Source organism: Methylocystis sp. JR02, assembly GCF_030063565.1.
GTDB classification, from domain to species: domain Bacteria; phylum Pseudomonadota; class Alphaproteobacteria; order Rhizobiales; family Beijerinckiaceae; genus Methylocystis; species Methylocystis iwaonis.
On the sequence record NZ_JASIRC010000003.1, the window covers coordinates 132,960 to 158,371 of the forward strand.

At 61.4% G+C, this 25,412-nt stretch carries 22 protein-coding genes; 9 read left to right on the plus strand and 13 right to left on the minus strand.

Annotation, left to right across the window (positions count from 1 at the left end; genetic code table 11):
- Positions 1-209 precede the first annotated feature (209 nt).
- Positions 210-2,858, minus strand: a complete 2,649-nt coding sequence (locus QNA11_RS20455) for an LPD7 domain-containing protein (RefSeq protein WP_283484546.1) — start codon at positions 2,856-2,858, stop codon at positions 210-212.
- A 314-nt stretch (positions 2,859-3,172) separates the two neighbouring features.
- Entirely contained in the window at positions 3,173-3,577 is a 405-nt protein-coding gene (locus QNA11_RS20460; RefSeq protein WP_283484547.1) for a MobC domain-containing protein, read from the minus strand.
- Between the two features lie 1,027 nt (positions 3,578-4,604).
- Between QNA11_RS20460 and QNA11_RS20465 the strand changes: the two genes are divergently transcribed.
- The gene (locus QNA11_RS20465) at positions 4,605-5,291 is read left to right on the plus strand and encodes a nucleotide-binding protein (RefSeq protein ID WP_283484548.1); all 687 of its coding nucleotides are present in this window, start codon (positions 4,605-4,607) and stop codon (positions 5,289-5,291) included.
- Complete coding sequence (locus tag QNA11_RS20470; RefSeq protein WP_283484549.1) at positions 5,284-5,706, plus strand: hypothetical protein; 423 nt, start codon at positions 5,284-5,286, stop codon at positions 5,704-5,706. The genes QNA11_RS20465 and QNA11_RS20470 overlap by 8 nt, the downstream gene beginning before the upstream one ends.
- 228 nt (positions 5,707-5,934) lie before the next feature.
- On the opposite strand, the gene QNA11_RS20475 is transcribed toward QNA11_RS20470, so the two are convergent.
- From QNA11_RS20475 to QNA11_RS20490, 4 genes are all read right to left on the minus strand, one after another.
- Positions 5,935-6,339, minus strand: a complete 405-nt coding sequence (locus tag QNA11_RS20475; protein ID WP_283484550.1) for a type II toxin-antitoxin system VapC family toxin — start codon at positions 6,337-6,339, stop codon at positions 5,935-5,937.
- Positions 6,336-6,587, minus strand: coding sequence for a type II toxin-antitoxin system VapB family antitoxin (locus QNA11_RS20480; RefSeq protein WP_283484551.1), 252 nt, complete (start codon positions 6,585-6,587; stop codon positions 6,336-6,338). Before QNA11_RS20480 ends, QNA11_RS20475 begins: the two co-directional genes overlap by 4 nt.
- A gap of 277 nt (positions 6,588-6,864) precedes the next feature.
- Complete coding sequence (locus QNA11_RS20485; protein ID WP_283484552.1) at positions 6,865-7,242, minus strand: single-stranded DNA-binding protein; 378 nt, start codon at positions 7,240-7,242, stop codon at positions 6,865-6,867.
- A gap of 673 nt (positions 7,243-7,915) precedes the next feature.
- Positions 7,916-8,260 (minus strand): single-stranded DNA-binding protein, encoded by a 345-nt coding sequence (locus tag QNA11_RS20490; protein WP_283484553.1) that lies wholly within the window; start codon positions 8,258-8,260, stop codon positions 7,916-7,918.
- 363 nt (positions 8,261-8,623) lie between these two features.
- Here QNA11_RS20490 and QNA11_RS20495 point away from each other — a divergent pair, with 363 nt between their 5' ends.
- Entirely contained in the window at positions 8,624-9,163 is a 540-nt protein-coding gene (locus QNA11_RS20495; RefSeq protein WP_283484554.1) for a hypothetical protein, read from the plus strand.
- A 384-nt stretch (positions 9,164-9,547) separates the two neighbouring features.
- Entirely contained in the window at positions 9,548-10,114 is a 567-nt protein-coding gene (locus QNA11_RS20500; protein ID WP_283484555.1) for a helix-turn-helix domain-containing protein, read from the plus strand.
- A gap of 31 nt (positions 10,115-10,145) precedes the next feature.
- Here QNA11_RS20500 and QNA11_RS20505 read toward each other — a convergent pair whose 3' ends face one another.
- The 5 genes from QNA11_RS20505 to QNA11_RS20525 all read right to left on the minus strand — a co-directional run bounded on the left by QNA11_RS20505 (position 10,146) and on the right by QNA11_RS20525 (position 20,451).
- Positions 10,146-11,084 carry a DUF2493 domain-containing protein gene (locus tag QNA11_RS20505; protein WP_283484556.1) on the minus strand — a complete coding sequence of 313 codons (939 nt, stop codon included), beginning with the start codon at positions 11,082-11,084 and terminating at the stop codon, positions 10,146-10,148.
- A 330-nt stretch (positions 11,085-11,414) separates the two neighbouring features.
- Complete coding sequence (locus QNA11_RS20880; RefSeq protein WP_283484557.1) at positions 11,415-12,470, minus strand: DUF7146 domain-containing protein; 1,056 nt, start codon at positions 12,468-12,470, stop codon at positions 11,415-11,417.
- Positions 12,470-16,804, minus strand: a complete 4,335-nt coding sequence (locus QNA11_RS20515; RefSeq protein WP_283484558.1) for a strawberry notch-like NTP hydrolase domain-containing protein — start codon at positions 16,802-16,804, stop codon at positions 12,470-12,472. The genes QNA11_RS20880 and QNA11_RS20515 overlap by 1 nt, the downstream gene beginning before the upstream one ends.
- A gap of 170 nt (positions 16,805-16,974) precedes the next feature.
- Entirely contained in the window at positions 16,975-19,113 is a 2,139-nt protein-coding gene (locus QNA11_RS20520) for a ParB/RepB/Spo0J family partition protein (RefSeq protein WP_283484559.1), read from the minus strand.
- Positions 19,114-19,257: 144 nt separating this feature from the next.
- Positions 19,258-20,451: a DUF932 domain-containing protein gene (locus tag QNA11_RS20525; RefSeq protein ID WP_283484560.1), complete on the minus strand. Its 1,194-nt coding sequence runs from the start codon at positions 20,449-20,451 to the stop codon at positions 19,258-19,260.
- Between the two features lie 436 nt (positions 20,452-20,887).
- Here QNA11_RS20525 and QNA11_RS20530 point away from each other — a divergent pair, with 436 nt between their 5' ends.
- Positions 20,888-21,091 carry a hypothetical protein gene (locus tag QNA11_RS20530; protein ID WP_283484561.1) on the plus strand — a complete coding sequence of 68 codons (204 nt, stop codon included), beginning with the start codon at positions 20,888-20,890 and terminating at the stop codon, positions 21,089-21,091.
- A gap of 338 nt (positions 21,092-21,429) precedes the next feature.
- On the opposite strand, the gene QNA11_RS20535 is transcribed toward QNA11_RS20530, so the two are convergent.
- Together QNA11_RS20535 and QNA11_RS20540 are read right to left on the minus strand one after the other, a co-directional pair.
- Positions 21,430-22,152, minus strand: a complete 723-nt coding sequence (locus QNA11_RS20535) for an IS6 family transposase (protein ID WP_283484562.1) — start codon at positions 22,150-22,152, stop codon at positions 21,430-21,432.
- A gap of 152 nt (positions 22,153-22,304) precedes the next feature.
- On the minus strand, positions 22,305-23,183 hold the full coding sequence (locus QNA11_RS20540) for a trypsin-like serine peptidase (RefSeq protein ID WP_283484563.1): 879 nt from the start codon (positions 23,181-23,183) through the stop codon (positions 22,305-22,307).
- A gap of 159 nt (positions 23,184-23,342) precedes the next feature.
- Between QNA11_RS20540 and QNA11_RS20545 the strand changes: the two genes are divergently transcribed.
- The 4 genes from QNA11_RS20545 to QNA11_RS20560 all read left to right on the plus strand — a co-directional run bounded on the left by QNA11_RS20545 (position 23,343) and on the right by QNA11_RS20560 (position 25,160).
- The gene (locus tag QNA11_RS20545) at positions 23,343-23,699 is read left to right on the plus strand and encodes an ArsR/SmtB family transcription factor (RefSeq protein WP_283484564.1); all 357 of its coding nucleotides are present in this window, start codon (positions 23,343-23,345) and stop codon (positions 23,697-23,699) included.
- Positions 23,700-23,873: 174 nt separating this feature from the next.
- Positions 23,874-24,152 carry an SRPBCC family protein gene (locus QNA11_RS20550; RefSeq protein ID WP_283484565.1) on the plus strand — a complete coding sequence of 93 codons (279 nt, stop codon included), beginning with the start codon at positions 23,874-23,876 and terminating at the stop codon, positions 24,150-24,152.
- Between the two features lie 206 nt (positions 24,153-24,358).
- Complete coding sequence (locus QNA11_RS20555) at positions 24,359-24,700, plus strand: ArsR/SmtB family transcription factor (RefSeq protein WP_283484566.1); 342 nt, start codon at positions 24,359-24,361, stop codon at positions 24,698-24,700.
- Positions 24,687-25,160, plus strand: coding sequence for an SRPBCC family protein (locus tag QNA11_RS20560; protein WP_283484567.1), 474 nt, complete (start codon positions 24,687-24,689; stop codon positions 25,158-25,160). Before QNA11_RS20555 ends, QNA11_RS20560 begins: the two co-directional genes overlap by 14 nt.
- Positions 25,161-25,412: the final 252 nt, after the last annotated feature.

Sequence of the window (25,412 nt, forward strand, 5' to 3'; positions counted from 1 at the left end):
GCCACCGCGGCGTGAGCAAATGTGGAACAACGCCGGGGCGCCCTTGCGCGCGCCGACCGGCCTCACGATCCTGCCCTCGTACGCTTACTGTTTCCATCGCTACTTGCGGAGTGGCATTGACTCGAACCACCGCCAACAGCTGAGGTCGGGAGAATGAGATTCAATCTTAAGCGCTCCATGGCGACGGCCAGCCGAAAGACGAGGCCTTTTTACATCGACTCGCCTTCCGCTTCGTCGCGATCACGACGCTCGTCTTGGCGGAAGCGCTCGGCGTTCTCCGCGTCGATGCGTTTTTGCTCGTCGCGATTGGCTTGATCGAGCACGCGGCGCTGTTCAAAGCGAAGGGCTTGGATGGCCTCGCTTTGCAGGGGGTCCGCGGGGATTTCGCGAGCGGGACTATTGTCCACGGCCCGCTCCGCCTCGCGAGCCGCGCGGGCTTCTTCCGGAGCGCGGTACGGCGCTCTTTCGGTTCCGGCTGCGGCGTTGGTTTCGAGAACTTCCCTGGCGTGTGCCGCCTGGCGGGTTTCTCGTTGCGCCTCGACGTCGACGCGCTCGCGGATGCTGTTGAGCTCGATCGCACGCTCGGCTGGCGTCGTGTTGAGGACTGGCGGGTCGGCGGGCCTTTGATGTTCCGGCTCCGAAAGCGGGGCAGATTTCACAGGCGCGTCTGTCTCTTTAGCTTCGGCTCGTTCTTTTCCTTCGCTGATGCTCGCGCGCTGCGTTTCGATCTTAGCGCGGAGTTCACGAATGCGGTCCTGCAATTCGGGGTTTGTGATCTTGTAGCCATTTTCCGCAGCAAGTCTGGCGACGGTTTCCTTGTATTCGTCGCTTCCGCTGACGCTCAGCGTCTCCCATTTTTGAGAGGCGAGCTTCAGAGCCGCATTGACGCTCTCGCCGTTGCTCCAATCGCGAATGTCGAGCTGTTTGCCGCTGTCTATGAAAGCAAGAGTCTGGAACGCGCCAGTCTCTCGATCATGGCGCTTGTAGTGGATCTCCGTTCCCTTCTTCTCATTGGTGAACAGAGCGCCGACGTTCCGTGGCTGGGGCTCCACGAAACGGTCGCCCTCGATCTGTCCTGGGTTTCGTTCCAGCCGCTCTTGCTCTTTGGTTGCCCCCTCGGCGCGAGCAAGGATGTCGCGCGACCGCCGCATCAGATCATCCTTGACGGCGCCCTCGGGCAGGTAGCCGCCCAGCCGCGCCATGGCGTCGGCCATATTGCGTCGGGCGGCCTCCATCGTTTGGGCTGTTCGCATGGCTTCGTTCTCCTTGGAAACAATTGGGCGTTGCGGTCGCGTTACCAGCGCGGCGTCGACGCGACGTTGGAAGGGCAAAACGGCGGCTTCGTCGATCCAGTCGACGGGCTTGCGGAGCGCGTTTAGGGCAGGGGGCACGACGAAGACTCTCGCGGGTAGCTCGCGCGACGGGAGCAATTCCGCAATTCGCTCTGCGGGAACATCCAAATAGACGAGCCGCGAGGGCCCACTTTTCGTGGCATAGAACTCCGCAAGCGCGCGATCGATGGAAAAGAGGGGCGCGCGGTGTGAACCGTCTTTCATCGATTCGGCGCGATACAGCCGCATTGCGCCTGCCGCAAGCGGCGGAAGAACAGCCGCCCGACGCGCGGCCAATGATTTCCATTCAGAGGCCGCCTCGGCGGCGCGACGACGACCCTCCTCGCGCGTGGGTCGGTGAATTTCGCGGTTCTGCACCCGCTCGACGCGCCGCCGGACGCTCTCGGGCGCAATGCCGCGCTCGACCATCTTCGCGTCCTTAAGCCGATAGGAAGGCGCGTGAGCCTGATCGAAGCGCCGAACAGCCTCCATGGGGATCTGACGTTCGCGCGCTTCCTTAGCGAGCGTCTGACGCCATCGGCTGAAGTCCTGAATTCCGGGATGCAGCTTTTCGCCGGTGGCGCTCGTTAGCCTGACGGCGGCGTGGACATGAATATGCCGCCTATTCGTGTGCATGACGAATACATATTCATGCCCCCTGAACTCGCGCGCGAGCGTCGCGCGCGCGGCGTCCATAAACGCCTCCTTGTCGGTCCCTGGCTTCGCGCTCAAGATCACATGCGCGAAATCCCGCGGGCTGCTCGATCTCATGGCGGGGCGCCAGATCTTGGCGATCTCCAGCGCCGGATTGAAATTCGAAGGCTTCAGGCGATTCGCGTTGCTCGGCTGTTTTGCGAAACGGCGGTTGGCGGCCTCTTCCAGACTTATGCCGGCGTCTGTCTCCGCAGGGAGCGCGCCCGCCTTGGTGAGCGCGGCAAGTTGGGTCGTCGCGCCCTCGACGCCGTGAGCCCAAACGGGGGCCGAAAGATCGACGTCGCGGCCGAAGGCGTCCTCGATCTTGTCGTGGAAGCAAAGAAGAGATTTCGCGTTGGCGTAAATCCGCTCCTTCTTTCCGTGCTCATCTTTGCGGGCGCCGGCGGCGACAGCGACGAGATGCACAAGCGTGGAGTCGGCGCGCTCCTTCAGCCTCCAGGCGTAACGATGGCCGTCAAGGGCGAACGCGAGGCCGAGCCGTGCTTCCTCGGGACCGAGTCTGCCCTCGAATGTGAACGTGACGCGGAAAATATCGTTCGAAGGCTCGCGCGCGTCATCTTCGCGCCAGTGCGCGGCGAGATCGTCGACGGCAGCCTTGCCGGTCACGAGAGTCCCGTCCTCGCGTTCGAGGGTGAGCTGGCCCTTATCGCTCTGATAGTTAAGAAGCGAGGCGGCGCGCACGCTCCCCGAGCCGTAGCTCGCAAGCTTTACGACGGCGGCTTGCGAGCCGGCGGCGAGACCGGCCTTGGCGGCGATCGATGCAGCGGGGCCTGAGGATCCAGAGGAAGCGGCCTCGGCTGATAAATGCTTCACTCCCGGAGAAAACCGTGACGCCGGGCGAATTGCCGGTTCCCCGCCGCGCCCGCTTCCCGGCCGGCGCAGGGCCCATTCGTCTTCGAGTTTCTCGCCGGCGCCGCCCAACGGAGCGCGCGGCCCCGAATAGGGCAGGCCGTTTGCAGGGGGGCGAGTCAATTGCGACGCGCGGACAGGAGAGGCGCCCGCCGCTTTCGGAGGCTCCCCGGAAGTCACCGCCTCGAGTAGCGCCCGTCGTTCGCGGAAATCCTTTGCTGTTCTGATTCCGCGCAAGCGCTCGGACAGGGGACGTAGATCGTAGCCGGCAAGATCGATCATTTCGAGCGCCCGGCGACGGCAGCTTCGGCGCGTCGATAGGATTTGACGCAAAGCGACCGATACAAGCGATCGAGTTCGCCGATCGCGCGGCTGACCGCTTCCAGGTGGCCCCTCATATCTTCGCTCTGGATCACATGTCCTGCGTTCATGTGATGGACGGCCTGGTTGAGATTATTGCCGACGGCGCGCATTTGCCGGGTGAGCGCAATGACTTCGGCGCACGCTTCGCCCGTGAATGTCGGCCCCAAAAGTGCAGCGGACCTCGCCAGGCGCCGCAACGCTTCGCTCGGCGTCACGTTCAACGACTCGCAAAACTCCCCAAAGAGCGCGTGTTCTTCCGGGCTCATGCGGACGCTGCGCGTCACTGCCTTACGGCGGGAACTCGTCTGCTTGTCCGTCATATGTGCTGTCTGCCGCAAGGGTTCGGTTTGGCTTTGCCAAACTGCCGGACCCGATGAGGCCCGCCCGGCGAGGGCACATAAGAAAATGTGCTACATTTTCGGTATCCTGCCAATAGAGAAAAAGCTTACGTCACCTCAATTCGTCCAAATTGCATACTTTATCTCTCGCTTTCAGGCCATTTCAACTTGATACACTGTTTCCATCTGTTTTCATCTGTTTTCATCTTATTTTACCTGATACCGTCGATGCTGCATTACGAATGCACGCAATTGCAGCGGGTTGCTCTTCTTTTCATTCAATTTGCGCCTCTTCTCATTCGTATCCACGCTGATCTCCACCCAAAACCGCGCAATCCCGCCCAATTTCCGCCCATTGCACGCGTTTGCACGCTATTTTCACTCGCGTTTCTGCGAGTTTCAGGGCTTTGCGCTCAATTGCATGCGATTCCCCTCGATCCCTGTGCGTCGAGCCACCGCGCGGCGTTGCGGCTATCGCCATTTTATAATATTCTGCGCGTATGGACTTCGAGGATCTTCAAGAGCGCCTGAAGCAGCGGCTGCAATCCGCCCCGAAAAGGGAACGCGCCCCACGAGTCGCCCCGCTGCTGCGCTCCATGCGCGACGAGATCGCGAAGGTCGCTGAGGAAAAAAACCTCTCTTACAAGGACATACAACAGATGCTCGCCGCCGATGGGCTGGCCGTCTCCATCTCGACCCTCAGCCGCCATCTCGGCGCGAAGCGTAAGGGGAGAGAGACGGATCGGAAGGCGGCGACCAACGCAACGAACGCGAGCGTTGAGCCATCGCCGACGGGAGGCGAACGGCTTTCCATGCCGCCGGAGATCGCGCTGACGAACGCGGCAAAGCGAACAGTGGGCGGCGCAGCTCGTCCGGTGCCTCCTATGCCCAGCCCATTCCCCTCCACGAATGACGCGACGAAGCCCAAGGAGTCGCCGGAGGCGGCCGTCCCGCGCGCGTCATCCTTCCCAATCCGGCGGGACCGAGAACGAATTTAGGAGCGCGAGCGATGAGCAAGGCGATCTACGTGGTGGGCGGCAGCAAGGGCGGGGTGGGCAAATCGCTCGTCACCATGGGCCTCGTCCACAATCTCACCCAAAGAGGCGAGGACGTTTTCGTCATCGACGCAGACACCTCGAACCCTGACGTATTCAAGTCATATGAGAACGAGGTCGTCTGCGAGCTCGTGAATTTGGACGAGGCGGACGGATGGATTCGCTTCGTGAACATCTGCGACGAGTACAAGGGCAGCAACGTCGTCGTGAACACGGCGGCGCGCAACAACGTGGGCGTTGCCGCTTACGGCCGAACACTCAGCCAGTCCCTTGACGAGCTCGAGCGCCAGCTGGTGACACTCTGGGTGATCAATCGTCAGCGCGACAGCCTCGAGCTGCTGCAGGACTACATCGACGCGATTCCGAACTCGACGGTGCACGTATTGAAGAACGGCTACTTCGGCGCCGATTCGAAGTTCGAGCTCTATAATGGCTCTGAGGTAAAATCCTCGGTCGAGAAGCAAGGTGGCCGTTCGCTGCTGTTTCCCGACATGGCCGACCGCGTGAGCGACGATCTCTACAGCAATCGCTTGAGCATCGCGCGCGCCTGGCAAACCATGCCGATCGGCAATCGCGCCGAGTTGCGCCGCTGGCTCGAAGAGGTCAGCAAGGTATTCGCGCCAGTCGTCGATAATGAATGAGACCACTGCGCCGCTGTCGAGCTTCGAGCGCATGCTGGGGCGCGCCGCGACCGAGCGCGAGCGCGACCAGCTGCGACGTGTTCAAGCGGAGCTGGATCTGCGCGAAAACGACGCGCTTTGGCTCGTGATCTTCGCTCTCCAGTACTACGAAGGGCTCTATCGGCAATTTCCGAAAGCGATTGCAGCGGAAGCGCAGCGCATCCTGTCGGAAACGCGCACGACCGCCGAGGCGACTATTCGGGCGAGCGCGGAATCGGCGAAGGCGGACCTAGCCAAGGCGATCGCGACGACGGCCCGAGATGTGGCTCAAGAAGTGGCGCGGCGGCAAATGATCCAATGGCTTGTCGTTGGAATGCTTTTGGGCGCGGGTCTCCTGAGCGTAGGCTTCTACATCGGCGTCCGAATTGGCAATTAGACTTGCAGTATCTGCCTCTCCGCCGGTCACGCGGCGACATAGGGTAGGTCTCCCCCCCAGCCACTTCTTCGTGATGATCGCTGCCTGATTGGCCTTCTGAAAATTCGATCGGGTAGGTCGCGGCTTTGTGACGGATGGCGGCGCGCCCGTCGGGATAACCAACCATCGTCACGCGCAGGCGGGGGAGGGGACGTGTGAGGGCCTGCCGCAAAAACGCATCCCGGGGCGTCAATGCCTCACGGAATCATTGATATCGGTCTGCGAAAAATCATTGCCTTTGAACAAGAGGCGCGCGCGGTAGGCGCGGGCACAGGCGTAAGCGAAGCAATCGCCGAAATTCAAAGCAGCGGGATGGCGGCTTCGCCCGTATTTCTCGAACGCGCCGAGCGCGACGCTTGTCATGCCTTCAGTGATAGGAACGACGCGCACGGCGGCCTCGTCCAGCAATTCGCGCAGCATGTCCTGCGCGTCATTGGCGGCGATCTGGCGCGCGTTCATGAGGCGCGCGCAGGTCTCATAAACCGCAAGAGGGGACGTATATGGGGCCTTCGCCAACGCGATACGCTGCGCCATCTCGGGGCCGTCTGGCTCTTCCAGAAGGATCGCGAGAAACGCGGATGCGTCGATCATCATTTCTCGTCGCCCCACATGTCATCGAAAAAACCCTTGTGGCTCGCGTGCGTTTGTCTGGGCCGGGCGGGGTGCGACGCGACGCGCGCGCGAAGCGGCTGTAGTCGTTCCCACAAAGGAATTTTCGCCCGCTCGCGCTCAAGCTCATTCGCGCAGGCTTCCTTGATCGCCTCGACGATGGGCTTGCGCTTCGCCTTTGCGAGCTTGCGGATGATCTCGTCGGTTTCAGGGTCTTTGATGCTATACGCCACTATATACCCCCTATTGGATATACATATACCCCGGAAGAGGTATATCGCGTTGGGGAGGTCCCAACAAGCCGGGGGCCTCCGCTACCTCGCGTCAATATGGGCGCCCCGCTGGCATTGTTTAGCCGAAAAACGCCAAGCCGTCCTGTGAGATGCGTTCTTCACTGCTCGTTGTCAAAATGCTTATCGATGCAAGGCCACTGACCATGGCCGTCTATATCAGCGCCATGCCCGAATTTGGGGAGGCGAGGGGGCCTACCGGCCCCCTCGCAAGCCCGTCTTAGCGGCTGCGCCGGCTGCGCGTCTGCGAAGCGTCGTCCTGCCTCTCCTTCTTGTCCGACTTGGCTGTCAGCAGAGAGAGCTCGTTCACCGCGAAGGTCTGACCGTAGTGGGTCTCGCCGTCCTTCTTCCATTCTGTTTGGAAGGGGGTGGAGCGGGCGAGAACCAGGTCGCCGGGCTTGAGGCTCTCGGAAGCCCATTTGAGCAGGCCGTCCTGACGCTCGAAGATGGTGTGGTCGTTCCAGTGGGTGCGCTCGACCCACGCGCCTTCGCCGTTCTTGTAGTTGGCGTTGGAGGCGATTCTGACGATCAGGTTCCTGCCGACGCTCTTGACCGAAGCGACGTGACCGATCTGGTTCATTTCACAAAGATGCGCCATTTTCTCTCTCCATCGTCTGGGGCCGTCCCCGTTGCGATGGCGGTCGTCATTCGACGGCCAAGAAGCCTGCGGAGCCGCGAAGCGGGCAAGCGAAGCGCCGCGCGCCGCCCGCGCCGACGAATTTTGCCGCGCGAGGAATTGCCGCTCGCCGAGCGGCAAGGGGAAAATTCTTCGACGTAGGCGCCGAAGCAGGATTCGCCGTCGATAGACCTGGCCATTTTAAGCAACGGGGCGCGCCCAGGCATGAAAGAGAGCCCCGCGCATTTCAACGAATGAATAGGGATCGTCGCAAAGACGCAACGCGTGTGATCGGATGAACCGCATGATCACAAACGCCCCAGAACCGACCCAAATCTCGCAACGCGGGTTCGACACTCTGAAAAGGCACACGGGCGCTGGCGTCCTTAAGACCTCAGGAAGTGGGGCGCCAAAGCGTCTGTTCCGCGCCTCGTCTGCAACCAAACAGGGAAATCCAGCGAATAACGTCGGAGCTCGTCCGCGGTTCGGCGCGCCCGCGCCAGCATAACGCAGAAAAGGAGGATTTTCGGAGCGACGAAGATGAGGTTTTCCGCGCCTTAACGTCTGCGCCGTCTGCATCGGTTTGGGCTCGCCTTCGACCAGGGCGCCGCCAGAGGAGCAGCGGCGGGAATCACGAACGGCAATACCCTTTCACCTATTCCTCTCCGGCTTGCAGCGAAGGAGCCAGCCGATCGATGACATTGACTATGATGTCGGTGGTATAGACCGTTTGCTCGTCTCTCTGGTAGCTGCGCTCCGTAACACGACACTCGGCGTAAATCGGATCGCCCTTCTTGATGTTTTCCATCGCCCATTTGGCGATTTTTTCGTTTAATATTGTGAGCGTCACCCAGTCTACCGCTTCCTTCTTTTCGCGGGTCTCCCGATCCGTCCACACACGATTCGTCGCGACGGTAAATTTCGCGACTTTGCCGCTGTCGAACCCTTTCGGATCGGCGCCGACGTGGCCGCGTGCGATGAACAGATTGGTGCTGCGCATGGGATTCTCCATTCCCTTCTCGACGCAAGGCGTCTCGTCGATTTAGTCGCCGAAGGCCACGCCATAATGGTGACTCGCATTTTATTATATTTTATCATATACGCGCCGGTTTACGATGAGGTCAAGCGCCCATGCCGTCACGAAGATCGGCGGGCGCGCACCGACTGGACGAGGCCTACCCTGTCGCCAAGGTGGCATGTTCTTTGGGAAGATTCAGGCGAAAGCGCCCACGTAAAGCCTTCGCGACCGTGGTCGTTACCCCTGGGGCGAAGACGCCGGCGGCGGCCGCCGCCGCGAAATCGCCTTACGCGGTCCCTAAGCATTCGCGAATAAGTTTTTCCCTTAAGACAGGGGTAGCCATTTATGAAAGGTCAGGTGTTAAAGTTTCCGATCCATATTGCGCGGCGAGGAAACGTCTGGTGCGAACCACTCGGGCTGTATTTCCCCGAAATCTATCGTCTTATCAAAAAGAACGTGGCGCTTTCGTCAGCAGCTCCGGGGTTCAAAATAAACGAGTCCGCAGTTGCTTCTGAATTCGCACTCCTCGAAATCGATGACGAAACGCAAGGAATCGCGAACGCGATCCCCGTGCGCCACTTGTCGCCGCCAGACAATCGCTCACTTATCATCCGTCATCATTGGTCGCTGTCGCTTGCAAGCGCATATTTGCAGGGCGTCGAGGATGTGGACCCCAGTCACATTTGCGGCGGTATTTATGAGACCGAGCAAGGAATCTTCACGATGGCGAAATGTGAGACACGGAAAAGCTGGCCCGGACCCATGATCTTCTATCTCGCCGACCTCTTTGAGGATGATTCCGAATTCGGAGTGCAAATCTGGGAAAAGTCGATTGGCGTCGAGGGCGAGCTGCGATCGACCGATATTTTTTATGAAGACGATTGAGGCTAACGAAAGCGCAATTTCCTCAAAAAGCCAAATGGATGGCGGTACCCATGCCTTTCAGTTCGATTTCCTCTCACGCAAATTCAAACCCTGAACATTATGCTTGCCGCCGATGGGATCAGCTTTATGTCGACTGAACGCGAGCGGCGAGAAACACGGATCGCCTAAGCGTACCCGAAGGGAGAGATCTTCTTTGACAATGGGCTGTTGCGCCAAATGCCCTGCGAAGCAATTGGCATCAGGCGTGGTGATGCTACTTCAATTATACTTTTTTGGCAATCACTTCTAAAAAGTTGGCGGGTAGCGGATTTTGCCACTTGGAATCAGCGCAGGAATCCCGGATGATAATCCTAGAGCGGCTAAGACCTAACCTTATGTGATCGCATGAATAAAAGGCCGGTGACAGGAGGGGCTCGCGGTCGAAAGACAGCGACGCCGAAGGGGGAGTATCAACGGCTGATCGTCCATTCGATCGAGGACCGTTTAGCATCCCCTCACCTGGAGCGACTGGCGAAAAATCTCATCGAGCATCTCGATGAAAGCGGCATGACGAAGCCAGATTTCGCAGCGTCAATCGGCATGTCCGGTTCTCAGTTCCGTTATGTGCGTAGCCGCGCGGCAAATCCGTCGATCGAAATGCTCGCAAAGATTTCCGCCAAACTAAAAACGCCGTTGTACGAACTACTCGAGGCCACGGAGCTCGGACGTCGTCGTGATTTGTCCGCAAAACAGATGGCAAAGAGCCTCGCGGCGATTGTGAAGAAAAAATATGAGGAAAGCGGGTTGGAGAAGGAAGCTTTCGCGGAAGAAATCGGTGTTTCTCTACCGCAGCTTTACCTGATGTTGAGAGGTGATGCGAACCCGTCGCTCCTCGGTGTTATCGAGATCGCGAAGCGTCTCAGCGTCGGCATGTGGGAGCTATTAGGGGTCGAACCGATCCGGACAAAGTAGACTACGAAGGGTTTGGAGTGTCGAGTGGCGCCTATGCGCCGCCCGCTGGAACCTTCCAGACCGGGATGCCAAGCTTGCGGGCCTTGTCGGCGAGATTCTCTTGAATGCCGGTTCCGGGGAAGACCATGACGCCGATCGGCAAAGCCTCGAGCATCGCGTCATTGCGTTTGAAGGGTGCGGACTTCGCGTGTTTCGTCCAGTCCGGCTTAAAGGCGATCTGCGTCACTTTCCGGTGATCGGCCCAACGGGCCGCAATCAGTTCGGCGCCTTTGGGCGAGCCGCCGTGGAGGAGCACCATGTCCGGGTGCTTGGCGCGCGCCTGATCGAGCTTCGCCCAGATGAGATGGTGGTCGTTGAAGTCGAGGCCGCCGGTGACGGCGATTTTCGGGCCGGCGGGGATTAGCACTTCATTGTCTGCGCGCTTTTTGGCGGCGAGGAAGTCGCGGCTGTCGATCATGGCGGCGGTTAGATTGCGGTGGTTGACCACGGACCGGCTCCGCGGGCGCCAGGACGATCCGGTGTGGCGTTCGAAGTGATCGGCGGCCTGATCGCGCATGAGTTCGAAAGCGTCGCGGCGTTCGAGAAGCGTCTGCCCTTCGGCGGTGAGGCGCTCGAGTTCGACGGATTTGACCTCGCTGCCGTCCTGTTCGCGTTGCGAGCGCCGTTGCGCCTGCTCATTGTCATCGAGCTGGCGCTCGATCCGTTCGGTAGCGCGGTGGAAGAGATTGACCGTCGACCAGAGGAGGTCGGGAAGGTCGGGTTCAAGGCGCGTGTCCTGCAATGAGGCGATCAGCGCGTCGAAAATATCGGCGACGGCTCCCGCGACGAGGCTGCCTTCGGGCAAGGGCCTGCGGTCGGGTTCGTCTTCGAAGGGGCGATAGCCATAGAGCTGGAGCTCCTGCAAAAGGTGGTCGGTTGGGGAAGAGGCGTGCGGGGGCTCGGGATCGTTGTCGTCGCGGTCCGTGATCATTGCGCTTTTCTCCGTCGGGTCAGCCGCGCCCGCCGCGGCCTTCATGGCGACGAAAGCGGCGGACGGGGCGGAGCTGCACCCGCAGCAAAGCGAAGGGCCGGAGCGCAGCGGAGGACGGCGAAGGCCGGCCATTTTGCCTCGCGATGGAAAGCGGCCTTCAGGCCGCGCCGGAAAATAGTCGGCCGCAGCCGTTGCCGATCCGAACCGCCCGCCGATCGATCGCCCTCTGAAGAAGGCCGTGCGCGAGGCTCACTCCGACGGGGAGAGTAATGCGTGATCACGGGTTGCGCGGTTTAACGAGAGTCTGCGCCACCATTGACCTTGCCGGCTCTATCGTGCGGGCGCCAGGAAGCGCGTGGCGTCCCTCGAGAAAAGCTGTCGTCGCAAGGCGTTCCGAAGGTCTTCGACGCCATGGAGCAGCAAATCATCGTTGAAGTCGCCATATCTCGGCGCAAGAATAATCGCCTCAACGCCCCCCTCCGCCACCCTCTCGGCCAGCGTCATCGCCGCGCGCTCTCCGGCGGGATCCCTGTCTTGCGCGATGTAAAGGCGGCGCACGCGTTCTGGAATGTGCGTGGCGGCGAGATTCGTCGCCGAAAGCGCCGCGGCCATCGGCATGGCTGGAAGGGCGGAATGAAGCGACAATACCGTCTCAACGCCTTCGCCGACGGCCATGACCTCGCCTGGCGCGCCAAAGCGGACGGCGTGGCCGTAGAGTTCGCCCATGGCCTTTCGCGGCGGTTCGATCGGCGCCTTGCCAAAGGTCGTCTCGGAGAAGCCCTGCGGATCGAGCCAGCTGCGCTGGACGCCGGTCAAGCGCCCCGCAAGGTCGGTGACGGCGGCGATCATCGCCGGCCGCTCTTCGGGCGGGGAACGCGCGTCGGCGCGCCAACGGCATTCTGCGTGGAAACGAAGCGCGAGGAGATCGGTCAAAGCGGTCACGCCGCGATTGCGCAGATAGCGCTCGGCAAGCGTGCCTGTGATCGGCCTAGACATGATGAACAGCCGGCGGGCAGCTTCCTGTAAGTCGAGGTGGGAAGAACAAGGCCGCGAGCACGCCGCTGCACGCGAGGGGTCCTTTTGCGGCAGGCTGAGAAACAGACGCGCTTCGTCTAAAACTTCCCCGAAGGACGAAAGGCTGCGACTTTCGCGAATGACGTCGAGAAGATCGCCAAATTCTCCTGTCGCTGCATCTCGCCATCTCCCGGCTGGCGCCCGTGACGAATCCTCTAGCCGCATAAACATGGAGCGGCCCTGAGAGTTTCGCACATCGCCGACCTGCCAATAATTCCCGCAACGCCGGCCGGCGTCGAGGTAGCGGCGGCACACCGTTTCGGCGCGCTGGCCGAGACGGTATGCGATTTCAGAAGGGTCGAGCCACGCCATCACGCAGCCTCCCGTTCGGCGATGCGCTCGATCGAATAGGTCTCGAGGAGGCGCCCGAGCACGACGGGACCAGATGCGTCAACGGGAACGAAGAAGCGCAGCTTCCAGGAAATAATCTCGGTGAAGAGTCCATAGGCCCGCAGACGTTCACGCATCCCCTCCGAGAAACCGCATAGCTCGATGCGATTGGCGCCCATTACGCGAACGCGACGCAGGTTCAGTCCTTCGGAAAGATTGAGGATCGTAGAGCCTTCGAGCAGCGCGGCGTGGGCGTCGGCGGGTGAAAGCGTGATGGCGCCCGTCACAGCGGCGCTCGCGGCCCACGCCGGAGAAACCCGGCGGCCGATGATGCGCTCGCCAGCGTCGGTCTGAAGTCGATAGACGCGCGTCGACTCGTCCGGCAGGCGCTTCCAGACGGGGAGCAAAAGCCCGGCGACGACATGGATCGTGCTTTCCGTGAAGGGCGGGACGTCCGCTACCTCTTTCGTCCAGGCGGATGCGAACGCCTCGCGAGCGGCTTCCTCCCAGCTGCTTTCGGCCATACTCTTAAAGGAAGCGTATTGCTGCTCCACGGGGCGAACCAGCCGGACGCGGCGCTCGATTTCGCCGTCGTCGAGCATGAACGACGGCGCCGCCAGCTGCACGGCGGCGCGGCCCGATTTGCGGTTCACGAGAAGCTTGCCGCCGGCCTCTTCGCAAAGGGCGAGCGCGTCGGCGAGCAACCGGGGTTTATTTCGCTCGCGCTGCGCGATGGTGAGCAAGGTCGTTTGCGCGCCGGTCCCGGGATGGGTGTAAATCGTCTTGCGATCTGCGACGACAAGACTCTCCGCTGTCAGAGTCTCGAGGCCGATGTCATAGACCCCACTCGCGACCGCGCCCGAGACCTTTGCGTCGAGAAGCTGCTCGAACGCCGTGAAGAGGACGCCCTGAAGATCGATGGTGAGCGCCAGCAGGCGGTTCAGAAAGGTCGTGATCGGCGGCAAGTCGTCCTTGATCCCATTGTCGTCGGTCAGCGTCAGCCCCGTGGCGTCCTCGAAACATTGGAGAGAGCAGCCGTCGATCTTGCCGCGCAGGATGAGAAGATAGAGCTGGCGCAACGCATCGCGGGCATAGACGCTTTCGAGATTGTCCTCGGGCCGGAACAGGCCCTGACCGCCGGTCTGGCGCTGCCCGCGGGTGATCGCGCCGAGCGTGTCGAGGCGCCGGGCGATTGTGCTCAGAAAGCGCTTTTCCGCCTTCACGTCGGTCGCGATCGGCCGAAAAAGCGGCGGCTGCGCCTGGTTGGTGCGATTGGTGCGCCCCAACCCTTGTATCGCGGCGTCAGCTTTCCAGCCGGGTTCGAGCAGGTAATGGACGCGCAGGCGCTGGTTCTTCGCAGAGAGTTCGGCGTGATAGCTGCGGCCCGTGCCCCCGGCATCGGAGAAGACGAGGATGCGCTTCAAATCATCCATAAAGGCGGCGGTCTCGGCGAGATTGGCCGAAGGGGCGCGGTTCTCGACGGCAAGACGCTCGCCTTTCCGCACAATGCGCCGCGAGCGGCCCGTCACCTCCGCGACCATGTCGGAGCCGAAGCGTTGGACGATCTGGTCGAGCGCGCCGGGAACCGGCGGGAGCGACGCAAGCCTCTCGATCAGATCGTTCCGGCGCGCGACGGCTTCGCGGCTTTCGACCGGTTGGCCGTCGCGATAGACGGGACGCGATGAGAGATTGCCCTCTGCGTCGGTAAAGGGCTCGTAGAGCTGCACCGGGAAGGAATGGGCGAGGTAATCGAGAACATATTCGCGCGGCGTGATATCGACCCGGACATCGTTCCACTCCTGCGTCGGGATTTCGGCGAGGCGGCGCTCCATCAGCGCTTCGCCCGTAGAAACGATCTGTACCACGGCGGTGTGGCCTTCCTCGAGATCGCGCTCAATCGAGCGGATCAGCGTCGGGGTTTTCATGCTGGTGAGCAAATGCCCAAAGAAGCGCTGCTTGGCGCTCTCGAAGGCGGAACGCGCGGCGGCCTTCGCCTGGCGGTTCAGCGTGCCACTGGCGCCCGTGATATTAGCGGCCTCCATCGCCGCGTCGAGATTGCGGTGGATGATCGAAAAGGCGCCAGCGTAGGCGTCGTAGATGCTACGCTGCTCCTCGGTGAGCCGGTGTTCGACGAGCTCATATTCGACGCCGTCGTAGGAGAGCGATCGGGCGGTGTAGAGCCCAAGGGAGCGTAGATCGCGGGCGAGAACCTCCATCGCCGCGACGCCGCCGTCCTCGATCGCCTCGACGAATTCCGCGCGGGTGGCGAAAGGGAAATCGTCTCCGCCCCAGAGCCCGAGCCGCTGGGCGTAGGCGAGATTATGAACCGTGGTCGCGCCAGTGGCGGACACATAGACGATACGGGCGTTGGGGAGCGCATGCTGCAGGCGAAGGCCGGCGCGGCCCTGGCGCGAGGGAGCGACGTCGCCGCGCTCGCTTTTGCCGCCGCCGGCGTTCTGCATGGCGTGGCTTTCGTCGAAAATGACGACCCCGTCGAATTCCGAGCCGAGCCATTCTACGATCTGGCGCACGCGCGACATCTTCTCCCCACGGTCATCCGTCCGCAACGTGGCGTAGGTGGCGAAGAGGACGCCTTCGCGAAGCGTGATCGGCTTCCCTTGAGCAAAGCGCGAGAGAGGCGTGATGAGCAGCCGCTCCATGCCGAGCGCGGACCAGTCGCGTTGCGCGTCCTCGATCAGCTTGTCGGATTTGCTGATCCAGAGGGCCTTGCGACGGCCCTGCATCCAATTGTCGAGGATGATCCCGGCTGATTGGCGGCCCTTGCCGGCCCCCGTGCCGTCGCCGAGCATGAAGCCGCGGCGGAAGCGGACAGCGTTTTCCGCGCCCTCGGCGGCTGCCTGAACGAGGTCGAAGGTTGTATCGACCGTCCACGCGCCGGCGAGATAGTCGCTATGCGCCTCGCCGGCGTAGATGACTGTTTCGAGCTGCGCATCCGAGAGAAGCCCGAGAATATTCGCCGGCAGCATGGGGCGGTAGCCAGGCTTGGGCGGCGCGACGCTCGCCATTGCCGCGGATTGGACGAGCTTCGTCGGGTGCGGGCGAGAGCCTGGAATACAGATCGACTGCAAGCCGTATTCTTCATAGATCGCGTCGGTGAGACGGGCGCTTTCGGGCGGCGTCCAGTCGATCGTCTCATAGGCCAGCGGAACCCCCGTCGGATCCGCCGACGGCGTGAGCGCCGGACGAGCCTCGGCCCCGCGGGAGATATAGCTGCCCACGGTCCTCGCCCCGGCCACAGCCGCGATCGGCGCCGAGTTGGCGGGAAGCACGACAGGCAGCCGAGGCGGGACGCAGTCCTCGATCCACTTGAGCAGCGTCGCGATGTCTGGCGCGAGGCCGGGCGAAGCCGGGAACAGCGTCGGATCATCCGCCGGCAGCTTGTCGATGACGGTCAGCCGCGATGGAAAACTCGTGCCATGTTTGGCGTAGATCGAGCCAGCGATAGAGGCCGTGAAAATGACGCGGCCGCGCTCCTGCAAGCGCATGAATGCCTCGCGCCAGTCGGGAAGATCAGGCCCCACATTGGCGCCGGTGATCACGACGAGGCGGCCACCCGGCGCGAGACGGTTGAGCGCCGAGGCGATGTGGCGAAAGCCGGCGTCCTGCACGCGGCCTGCGACATGCGCCAAGGCGGAGAAGGGCGGATTCATGAGAACTACGGACGGGATCGCGGAGGCGCCGAGGTGATCGTCGATCTGCGCGGCGTCGAAACCCGTGACGGAAATCGCGGGAAAGAGCGCGGCGAGCAATTTGGCGCGCGTCTCGGCGAACTCGTTGAGAATGAGTTCGCCGCCTGCCGTCGTCGCCAGAATTGCGAGGAGCCCCGTTCCCGCGGACGGCTCCAGCACACGGTCGGCCGGCGTGATTGCGGCGGCGGCGAGGGCTGCGAGACCGAGCGGCACGGGCGTCGAGAATTGCTGGAGCGCCTGGCTCTCCTCCGAGCGGCGCGTGTGCGTCGGCAGCAACTGGGAAATTTTCGTCAGCGCCGAAAGCCGGCTGGCCGAAGTAGGCGTTTTACGAAACAGCGCCTTGCCATATTTGGCGAGGAACAGGACCGTCGCGACCTCGCACGCCTCATAGGCGGCTTTCCAGTTCCAAGCGCCGGACGCGTCCGAAGCGCCGAAAGCGCGCTCCATGGCGCCGCGAAGGATGGCGGCGTCGATCTTTTCGCCACGTTCGAGACGGGCAAGGAGGAGATGCGCGGCGGTAAGGATCGCGGCGGCGCCATCGAAAGCTGCAGGGTCGAAAGACTGTTGCAGGGTGAGGGGCTGAACGGCAGGACTGAGAATATTCATCGAAACGGCCTCGAGGAGAGCGAGCAAGCGAAAAGTCCCAGCGGGCGCTCTCTCTCGCCCCCGCCGAACTCGCTTTCAGCGGCAGCCCTCTCGCTCTAGCCGCAACGCATAAAAAAAGCGCCCGGCCTTACGGCGGGGCGCTTTCCGTCATCCGGAACTGAACCAGCTCGCTATTCGGCAGCTATCGGCTGTTCGTGGTCTTCTTCGTCGTCGGCGGCGTGCTCTTCGTCATCGTCGCCAGCTAGGAATGCGGGCAACGCCTCCTCGCTATCGTCTTCGGCACGTTCTGCGCTCGCTTCGTCGCCATTGCCTTCGAGGCGCAGCGGCTCTGGCAGCCAGTGAGCATCCAACAGCAGACGTTCGGCTTCCTTGGCCATATCGCTTTTCTTCATATGGCCGATAAGTTCCGCCGCACGCCCGCCCGCGCCTTCTCGAACGGCCTCGACGATGCGCGCTTTTGTGACGCGGCCGAAATAATTGCCCACGGTCGGTCGCCAGCCGACCTGCGCCATGTCGAGACCGGTTGCCCGGGCCAATCGATCAGCCTGGGAGAGGCGGACTTTCAACGCATGGTCGCTCACGCCCGATGCGCCATAGGGGTTCGGGCGCTCATAAAGCGCGTTGACTCCGAAGCTGACGCAATGCGCGAGCAGCTCCATCCGGCTGTCGTCTTCGAGCGCCATCAGCCAGTTCCACAGGGCTTCGTCGTCACCGGGAATGTGGTCGCCCCAGCGCTCATGCCGATCCGCGACCGACCGAGCCGAAAGGCTGTCGTTCAGTTCCTCCGACTGCGCGGGGAAAGCGACCTGACGGATATGCGCCTCCAGGGCGCCGGTTGCGGGACGGCGTTCGAACATGTCCGAGACCAGCTTATGGAGGAGGGCCGTCATGGCGACGCGAGGATTGTTCGCGACGGCGTCGCGCAGAGCGAGCGTGCGGTGGGCGGTCAGTTCCGTGATCAGTCGGTCGGGGAGTGGCCTGACGCCGTCTTCCTCCTGCTCCTCCGCCGGCTCGGCCGCCTGCTCGCCGATCGTAATGACGGCTCGTTGGATGGTCGGCGCGATCGGTGCGGTCGCGCATTCCCTGGCGTCATGCAGGGGCGCGGCGCCCTCTTCGGCTACCGGCTCGTCTCGACGGCGGACATAGCCACGCTCGACTTTGAGCGCGCCATTGGCGTCGACACTCAGGAAGACTCCAGCTCGAGCGATCTCGGTCGGCTCGTAGCGAACGGGGCGGCTCTCGAAGGCTTCGAGCGCCGCCTCGATCTCTTCGAGACGGTCGTAGACCTCATCGGGCATCTCGTCGGCATGCTCATATTGGTCGGCGAGTTTGTCGTTTTCGTCGCGAAGAGCCTCGCGTGTCGCACGCTCGTCTTCGCTCAGGTCGACGGGGGTTCCGGTCAGCTTACGCAAGCCGTTCGTCAGCCCGTAGGGAAGATTGACCGCGGCTTCGACCCATTTCCAGCCTTCCTCAGCAGTTTCGTCGGCGATGGTCCGGAGCTTTTCGGCGACGAGACGATCGAGGAGGGCGACATCCTGAAGCCATCCGCCGCGATCGTTCTCGAAGAGGTCGCGGAGCATAACGCCGCCAGCGGCCTCATACGCCGTCACGCCGATGAATACGGCGCGCTTGTCCGTGGCGCTCACCAAGGTCTCAGTGAGCGCTCTCCGGATACGCCAGGGCTCGTTCTGATACCCGTTGCGGACAACGTCCCAGACTTGCTCCTGACGCGTGTGATCCTCGCAAACCGTGAAGGCCATGAGCTGCTCAAGCGTCATCTCGTCCGCCGCATAGACCTCAAGCAGTGCGGGCGACACGGACACGAGGCGCAGGCGTTGCTTGACGACATGAACGTCGACGAACATAGCGGCGGCGACGGCTTCTTCGGTCATGCCCTTGTCGATCATGGCCTTGAATGCCCGAAACTGGTCGAGCGGATGCAGTGGCGCGCGGTCGACATTTTCGGCGAGCGATACTTCGTCGATCAGAACCTCGCTCGTTGCGTCTCCGACGACGCAGGGCACCGGAGCATTTTTCGCGAGACGTTTCTGTTTCACGAGCAATTCCAGCGCGCGATAGCGACGACCGCCTGCAGGCACCTCGAATTTACCGGTTTCAACTCCCTCGGCGTCGAGGATGGCGCGAACGTAGAGGCTCTGGATCAGCCCCCGCCGGGCGATCGATGCGGCGAGTTCTTCGATTGAGACGCCCGCCTGCACACGCCGGACATTCGATTGCGACAAAAAGAGCTTGTCGAACGGGATATCGCGGGAGGAGGAGAGCGTGATCTTCTGGGCTGCCTTCGCCATGGTCATTACTCCGCGACGAGCGATCGAGAGCCTCTCTCTCGACCAATTCCTCGTCACGGAGCGAGGCGCCGCCCTCTCACTCTAGGAGCGGGCAGCGCCATGATAGCGGACGATAGGACAGCAGCGTCGGCAGCTCCTTTCCGCTCAAGCCGCGCGGTCGAGCAGCTTCTTGGCTTTCGCCTCCAGATCAAGCCGTGCGTCCTGATGCGGCTTGTCGCGCGCAACGGCGGCGATGCCCTGCACGAAATCGAAAATCGACTCTGGCGGGCGGCTCTCCTCGGTCAACACGGTGTCGATGATCTTGCTCGTCTCGGCTTTAGAGAAGCCACGCCGCCGCAAAAACTCGTTGCGGTCTTCGTCGGTCTTCGCCACGATACGCTCCCGCGCGGCCTTGACGCCGTTGACGAAAGGCATCGGGGACGAGTTCGCGAAATTCAGCAGGGCGGGAGCCGCCTCATGTGCGAAGCGAGACGCGGCGTATTTGCTGTGGCGGATGCTGATTTCCTCGAAATTTTCCACACCCCAGAGATTGCGATTCTGGCACACCGCCCGAAGATAGAAGCTTGCGATGCCGAGCGTCTTCGCCCCAACTTCCGAGTTCCAGCAATAGAAGCCACGAAAGTAGAGATCTGGCGAGCCGTCTCGCAGCCGGCCTGCTTCAATCGGATTTAAGTCGTCGACGAGGAAGAGGAACACGTCGCGATCCGACGCATAGAGCGTCGTGGTGTCTCTCGTGATGTCCACACGCGGATTGTAGACGCCGGTCGACCAGTCGAGCACGCCCGGGACTTTCCAACGCGTGTCCCCCGTGCCATTGCCGGCGATGCGCTGCACCGCTTCGACGAGCTCGTGATCGAAAATGCGGCCATAGTCGGGGCCCGTCACGGCACGCAGTTCCACCCGGCCATCGTCCGTCTCCAGCGTCTTGATCTGCTCGGCGCGATGCGACGTCAGGCCGTATTGGAGATTGATGCCGGCAATCGCGGCGGGCAGCTGGCGCAGATAGGAGGCCGGCGCGCCGACCTGGCTCGCGAGCTGCCCAAAACTCCAATGCGTCGGAGCCACAGGCGCTTCGGCGTCAGGCAGGATAAGAGACAGGCGCTCGGGGTTTCCGCGATCCGCCTCGACATGGATCTGCGCGGTTTCAACAACGCGAGTGCGGCTTCGATCGGCGCGGCCACGCACAGCGCGCGCCAGCTCGCCAAGCGAGAGAAATCGCTCGTCGGCGGGCCGAGAGAACCACTCCGAAGAGACGCGGCCGATGCGCTCCCCGCGAGAAACGTCGACTTTGTAGCCGTTGGAGAATTCACAGCGGGAATCGAGAAGCTGGATGTTCATGGGATTATCTCCATGACCGGGTCGCCGAAAGACTCTCTCTCCGCGCTAACCCGTCACCGCCTCCCCTTCCCTCCTCTCACTCTCTAGAAACGGTCAGGCCAATCGAACATCATATCGCCTGGCGCAAGACGCGGCGCCGGCGGAATGTGAGTCGAACTCCAGCCTCGCTGATAGCCCTACGGGCCTCTCGCTTCGCACGGCTGGGCGTGGATACCTCGGCGAGCTTGGCAACGAGGGCCTCAATCTTACTGCGGCGCATACCCTTGCCTTTCGGGGATTCGGCTATCGGCGCGGGTGTCGGCTCGGCGACGCTCGCGAGGGATTCCTCGACGCTGCGGCGCGCCTTACGAGGCGCCGAGACTGCTTTTGGCGCAGTCAAGGACTCGAGCCTTGGGACGACGGCGCTTGGCGGTTGCTTGCCGGCTCCTGGCCCGACATGAGCCCCATTTTTCGTATCGGGACGAAGCTGGAGTTTTTCGCGGCTCTGGCGGCCGCGGCGCAGCCCCGGCTCGCGCTGCTTCTCGAGATGTTGCGGTTGGTCAAGGGCCTCAACGATTCTGGCGCCTGCCATCTGCCATGGGCGGGCCGCCGTGATTCCGTCAGCCTTTTCGGTGGATTCGGGGTCGAGTGGCTTGCTTGACGGCGCCGCCCCTGGAAATTGAGAAACGCGCCCCTGAGTTCCGGGACGCTTGGGTGGCTCTGCGCTCCGGAGGCGAACAACTTGAACCGCAAAACTGCCCCCGCGGCGCCTGAAGCCCTGCAGGTCTGTCGAAATCCGCTTCAATGACGAGTCCTTGTGTGGCGATAGTCGGAAAGAAGGACGCGGCTCGGGTAGCCGAACGACCTCGACCAGCTCTTTGCTACCGTGTTCTGGCGTTTTCGCAAGCGACACATATCCCTATGACCGATGATGCGCATACGGCACCGTCAACTTAACGACTGTCGGTCGCACTACGAGCGAGAGGTGTGGCTCAGAGATCATGCGGCTCCGACGCCGGCTGCCGTGATTTCGCGCCAGACGGCGATCGCCTCCGCGCGACGAGAGCGGCGCGTGGCGGCCGTCTGGTGTTCGGGGTGGGGAAGGTGAAAAAGATTGGCGAGCTGATCGTGGATGGATAAGAACCGTTGCGCCTGTCGAGCGGATTTGAACCGCTTCATAATCCGCTCTCGCCGTCGCGTCGGTTGATGCGAATTCTCCGCCCGGTTGTTCAACCCTTTGTGCGAGCGATGCTCGACATTCAAGCGCAATTCCTTTTTCGCCGCGCCGTAGGAAGCGAGCTTGTCCGTGATGATGACGCGCGGCGTGCGAGCGGTTTTCTTCAGCAGCTTGCGCATCAGGCGTCTCGCGGCTTTCCTGTCGCGACGACGTTGCAAGAGAACATCGAGGACAAAGCCGTCCTGGTCGATGGCGCGCCATAGCCAGTGCTTTGTTCCAGCGATGGAGACGACGACTTCGTCCATATGCCATTTATCACCGCGTTGTGGCGCCCGGCGCCGCATCGCGCCTGCGAAATCACGTCCGAACTTTTCAGCCCAGCGCCGTATTGTTTCGTAGGTCACGTCGACGCCCCGTGCTGCAAGCATTTCTTCGACCATACGCAGGCTCAAGGGGAAGCGAAAGTAGAGCCAGACGGCCTGCGCAATCACTTCACGCGGAAAGCGATGACGACGATAAAGAGAGGGGGACAGGGCGCTGGTCATGATAACCGTTCCTACCCTGCCGCCCTCAAACCCAAGTTAATGTGACGGTGCCCTTCGCGCGTATCTCCCAGCCATTCGATTGCTAGTTTTGGCACTGCATCGGGCTTTGTGACGCGGCGCACCATCCGGCCTGTCGCGGAGGAGCCGCTAGTCTAGCACGACGGTGTTCCAGCACGGCCTGTCAGGAAGCATCGCTTGGCGGGGGTGATCCAAGCATCGTAACCGACTGGGCCGAGGAAATTTGATCGCACGGCATAAATGCCACCGCTACCCTGCCTGAGAGCCGACGACCCACTTGATCCGCGACCCTCGCCAATGAAGAAGAACAGCGTATTCTGCTTGCACCCTATGTGAACAAGGCCAAGGTTCTTCAATAGTCGAGTGTCACCCTCAACGTAGAAGTAGCGGTCGAAGCCGTTCGGCGTCTGACAATTTGGCTTGGCTGCCTCCATTACATGGCGAGTGATTGTCGCCGGGAGATCGCGATCAATCTCAACGAGAGCAACGTCGTGGGCGAAGTCGTGCCCTTGGGTCCACCCGCTGAAGGCAATGAAGCGAACGGCTCTGAAGGCTCCATACTCCGGAGATGACGCGCCGTTCGTGTATCCGGGATAGGCCGTGGCATTCTGCCTAAAACTGCCTCCATCGAAGACGCAGTGGCCTGCAGTGAGCAGGTGGCGAGGTCCTATTACGGTAGATGAACAAAACGTCGCGCCATCATTGAACTCGATCCGAGGAAATGACGGATTCGGCGGCATGTCGGGAAGGTCGAAGCGCACACCATTCATTGGTGGCTCGCCGTATTCGGGGAGCGTTGGATCATCGCCGCTCAACGTGACGGGTGTGCTTGCACCTGTCTGAATGTCGTAAATGATTGCTGCGCTCTGGCCGGTGAACGCCTTAGTGGTTGCACTTCCTTCAATGTCGAGAGAGCGAGCATTCGGATGTGGCGCAAGCGTTTCTGGAACGGCCTGACCGTATGCGGCTGTGATACAGAGGAAACCCATCAGCGCGGTTGCCATGCTCTTCATTGCTATCCCCCTATAGAATAGAGTGCAGACTACGCGGAGAACGGGTTTGCGTCGACTCTCAAAAGGGCGCGATTTTTCGGTTAAGATCCGCGTTGCGAAATTGTTGAGTTCTGCAACATTTAAGCGAGAACTTGACTTTCCGCCACGATACTTAAGCCCATGGTTGACCATTCGACCGAACTGGACAAGGCATTCCATGTGCTTGCGGATGCGACGCGTCGGGGAATTCTTGAGCGCCTTTCCCGTGGGCCAGCGTCTGTTAGCGAGTTGGCAAAGCCCTACGCTTCATCGCTCGCGGCAATCCAACAGCATGTGCAAGTCCTCGAAGCCAGCGACTTAATAGTCACCGAAAAGCGTGGCCGCACTCGTGAATGCCGCATCTCGGGTGACGCCATCCTGCGCGTCGAACGTTGGCTAAGTGAACGCCGTCAATTGTGGGAATTCCGTTTCGACCGACTCGAAAGGTTGCTCGAAGGCGAAGAAACAAGTTCGGCATTCAACAAAGGTGAAAAATGACTAGCACTCCCTTTTTCCATGGAACGTTTTCGATAAAGCGACTTTGGGCTGCGTCCCCGAGCGCATTTTCAGGGCATGGCCTGACCCTGCCCTGAAAACCAGTGGTTTCATGGCCCCCCAGAACAATGGGCTGAAGTGCGTTGTTCGATGGATTTTCGAGTGGGAGGCCTCGAAGTGGCTGAAGGCCGCTTCGATAACGGAATTACGACGCTTTTCAAGGCCCGCTATCACGTCATCGAGACCAATCGCCGCCTAATCTACGTCTATGATCTCCACCTTTCCGGCGAACTTCACTCTGTCACTTTGTCCAGCCTCGACCTTCAATCGGATGGCGGCAAGACCCACGTGTCCTACACAGAACAAATCGTCCTTATGGATGGGAAGGATGGCGTCGAGATGCGGTGCGGCGGCACAGAATGGCATTTCGAAACAATCGAGAAGTTGTGCGTGTAGGCCGAGAGCCGGAATAGAGGCCGCTCCTTTCGCGTCCCCCCTCCGATACTGAACCCCGAAGCCCGCCCTCCGGTTGGCTTTTCGAATCCGGCGCGTCTCTAAAAAGGGTGCGATTTTCCGGGCGGAATCCGCACACACGCCAGCCAACACTTAGCCGAGAAGCTAAGTGTCTTGACACGAAGAGGCAGCCGGTATTAGTTAGCCGAATGGCTAACTTAGATCAGGTCTTCCATTCGCTCTCCGATAACACCCGCCGCGCCGTGATAGCGCAACTGGCGAATGGCCCAGCCAGCATCGGCGATCTCGCGCAACGCCATCACATGGCGTTGCCTAGCTTCATGAAGCACATCCGGGTACTGGAAGAGAGCGAAATCGTCGTCTCCCGCAAGATGGGGCGTGTCCGCATGTGCGAATTGCGCTCGGAGGCGCTGGCGGCAGCGCAAGATTGGCTCGAACAGGAACGCCGAGTTTGGGGAGCCCGGCTGGATCAGCTGGACGCCTTCATCGAAATACTAGCCGCGAAGGAAAACACCAATGGAAAAAAATGACGATCTCGATCTTCTACTCGAACGCACGGTGAAGGCCAGTCCGGCCCGGCTCTGGCGCGCTTGGACGGAGCCGGAGTTGCTGAAACAATGGTTCGCGCCAAAGCCCTATGGCGTGGTCAAGGCCGCAATCGACCTCGTGCCGGGCGGCGCGTTCAACATCGTGATGACTTCACCGGAAGGGAATGCCTTTCCAGAAAGGCCGGGCTGCATCCTCGTCGTCGAGCCCCAGCGCCGCTTGGTCTGGACAGATGGTCTCGGCCCGCTGTTCCGGCCGAATGCGGAAGCCTTCATGACGGCGGAAATCACGATGGAAGCCGTACCGGGCGGGACACGCTACCGGGCGCTTGTGCGCCACAAGAGCCCCAATGATCGGAAAAAGCATGAGGATATGGGCTTCTTCCAAGGGTGGGGAACCTGCCTAACTCAACTTGAGGAGCTTGCAGGGCAGCTGCCGGTCTGAATAGAAGCCGCCTTCAGGCGGCTTTTCTCATTCGCGCAGATCTCTCAAAAGCCCCGGATTTTCTGCCGAAAGCCATGGTGCAGAAATCTTGATTTATACAACACTTAATATGTGTGTAGGCTGAGGGCTCCTTTCGCATCACCCCTCGGATACGGAACCTAGAAGTCTGCCCGAGGGCGGGCTTCGGCACATTCGTGCGGATGTCTCAAAAGGGTACGAATTTTCGGGAGAAACGCTCTGCTCTTCCACGAT

Excerpts from the sequence above, each read along its gene's own strand:
- QNA11_RS20460 (WP_283484547.1), bottom strand. The coding sequence starts at position 3,577 with ATGACGGACAAGCAGACGAGTTCCCGCCGTAAGGCAGTGACGCGCAGC.
- QNA11_RS20465 (WP_283484548.1), top strand. The coding sequence starts at position 4,605 with ATGAGCAAGGCGATCTACGTGGTGGGCGGCAGCAAGGGCGGGGTGGGC.
- QNA11_RS20470 (WP_283484549.1), top strand. The coding sequence starts at position 5,284 with ATGAATGAGACCACTGCGCCGCTGTCGAGCTTCGAGCGCATGCTGGGG.
- QNA11_RS20475 (WP_283484550.1), bottom strand. The coding sequence starts at position 6,339 with ATGATGATCGACGCATCCGCGTTTCTCGCGATCCTTCTGGAAGAGCCA.
- QNA11_RS20485 (WP_283484552.1), bottom strand. The coding sequence starts at position 7,242 with ATGGCGCATCTTTGTGAAATGAACCAGATCGGTCACGTCGCTTCGGTC.
- QNA11_RS20490 (WP_283484553.1), bottom strand. The coding sequence starts at position 8,260 with ATGCGCAGCACCAATCTGTTCATCGCACGCGGCCACGTCGGCGCCGAT.
- QNA11_RS20495 (WP_283484554.1), top strand. The coding sequence starts at position 8,624 with ATGAAAGGTCAGGTGTTAAAGTTTCCGATCCATATTGCGCGGCGAGGA.
- QNA11_RS20500 (WP_283484555.1), top strand. The coding sequence starts at position 9,548 with ATGAATAAAAGGCCGGTGACAGGAGGGGCTCGCGGTCGAAAGACAGCG.
- QNA11_RS20505 (WP_283484556.1), bottom strand. The coding sequence starts at position 11,084 with ATGATCACGGACCGCGACGACAACGATCCCGAGCCCCCGCACGCCTCT.
- QNA11_RS20880 (WP_283484557.1), bottom strand. The coding sequence starts at position 12,470 with ATGGCGTGGCTCGACCCTTCTGAAATCGCATACCGTCTCGGCCAGCGC.
- QNA11_RS20515 (WP_283484558.1), bottom strand. The coding sequence starts at position 16,804 with ATGAATATTCTCAGTCCTGCCGTTCAGCCCCTCACCCTGCAACAGTCT.
- QNA11_RS20520 (WP_283484559.1), bottom strand. The coding sequence starts at position 19,113 with ATGGCGAAGGCAGCCCAGAAGATCACGCTCTCCTCCTCCCGCGATATC.
- QNA11_RS20525 (WP_283484560.1), bottom strand. The coding sequence starts at position 20,451 with ATGAACATCCAGCTTCTCGATTCCCGCTGTGAATTCTCCAACGGCTAC.
- QNA11_RS20530 (WP_283484561.1), top strand. The coding sequence starts at position 20,888 with ATGAGCCCCATTTTTCGTATCGGGACGAAGCTGGAGTTTTTCGCGGCT.
- QNA11_RS20535 (WP_283484562.1), bottom strand. The coding sequence starts at position 22,152 with ATGACCAGCGCCCTGTCCCCCTCTCTTTATCGTCGTCATCGCTTTCCG.
- QNA11_RS20540 (WP_283484563.1), bottom strand. The coding sequence starts at position 23,183 with ATGAAGAGCATGGCAACCGCGCTGATGGGTTTCCTCTGTATCACAGCC.
- QNA11_RS20545 (WP_283484564.1), top strand. The coding sequence starts at position 23,343 with ATGGTTGACCATTCGACCGAACTGGACAAGGCATTCCATGTGCTTGCG.
- QNA11_RS20555 (WP_283484566.1), top strand. The coding sequence starts at position 24,359 with ATGGCTAACTTAGATCAGGTCTTCCATTCGCTCTCCGATAACACCCGC.
- QNA11_RS20560 (WP_283484567.1), top strand. The coding sequence starts at position 24,687 with ATGGAAAAAAATGACGATCTCGATCTTCTACTCGAACGCACGGTGAAG.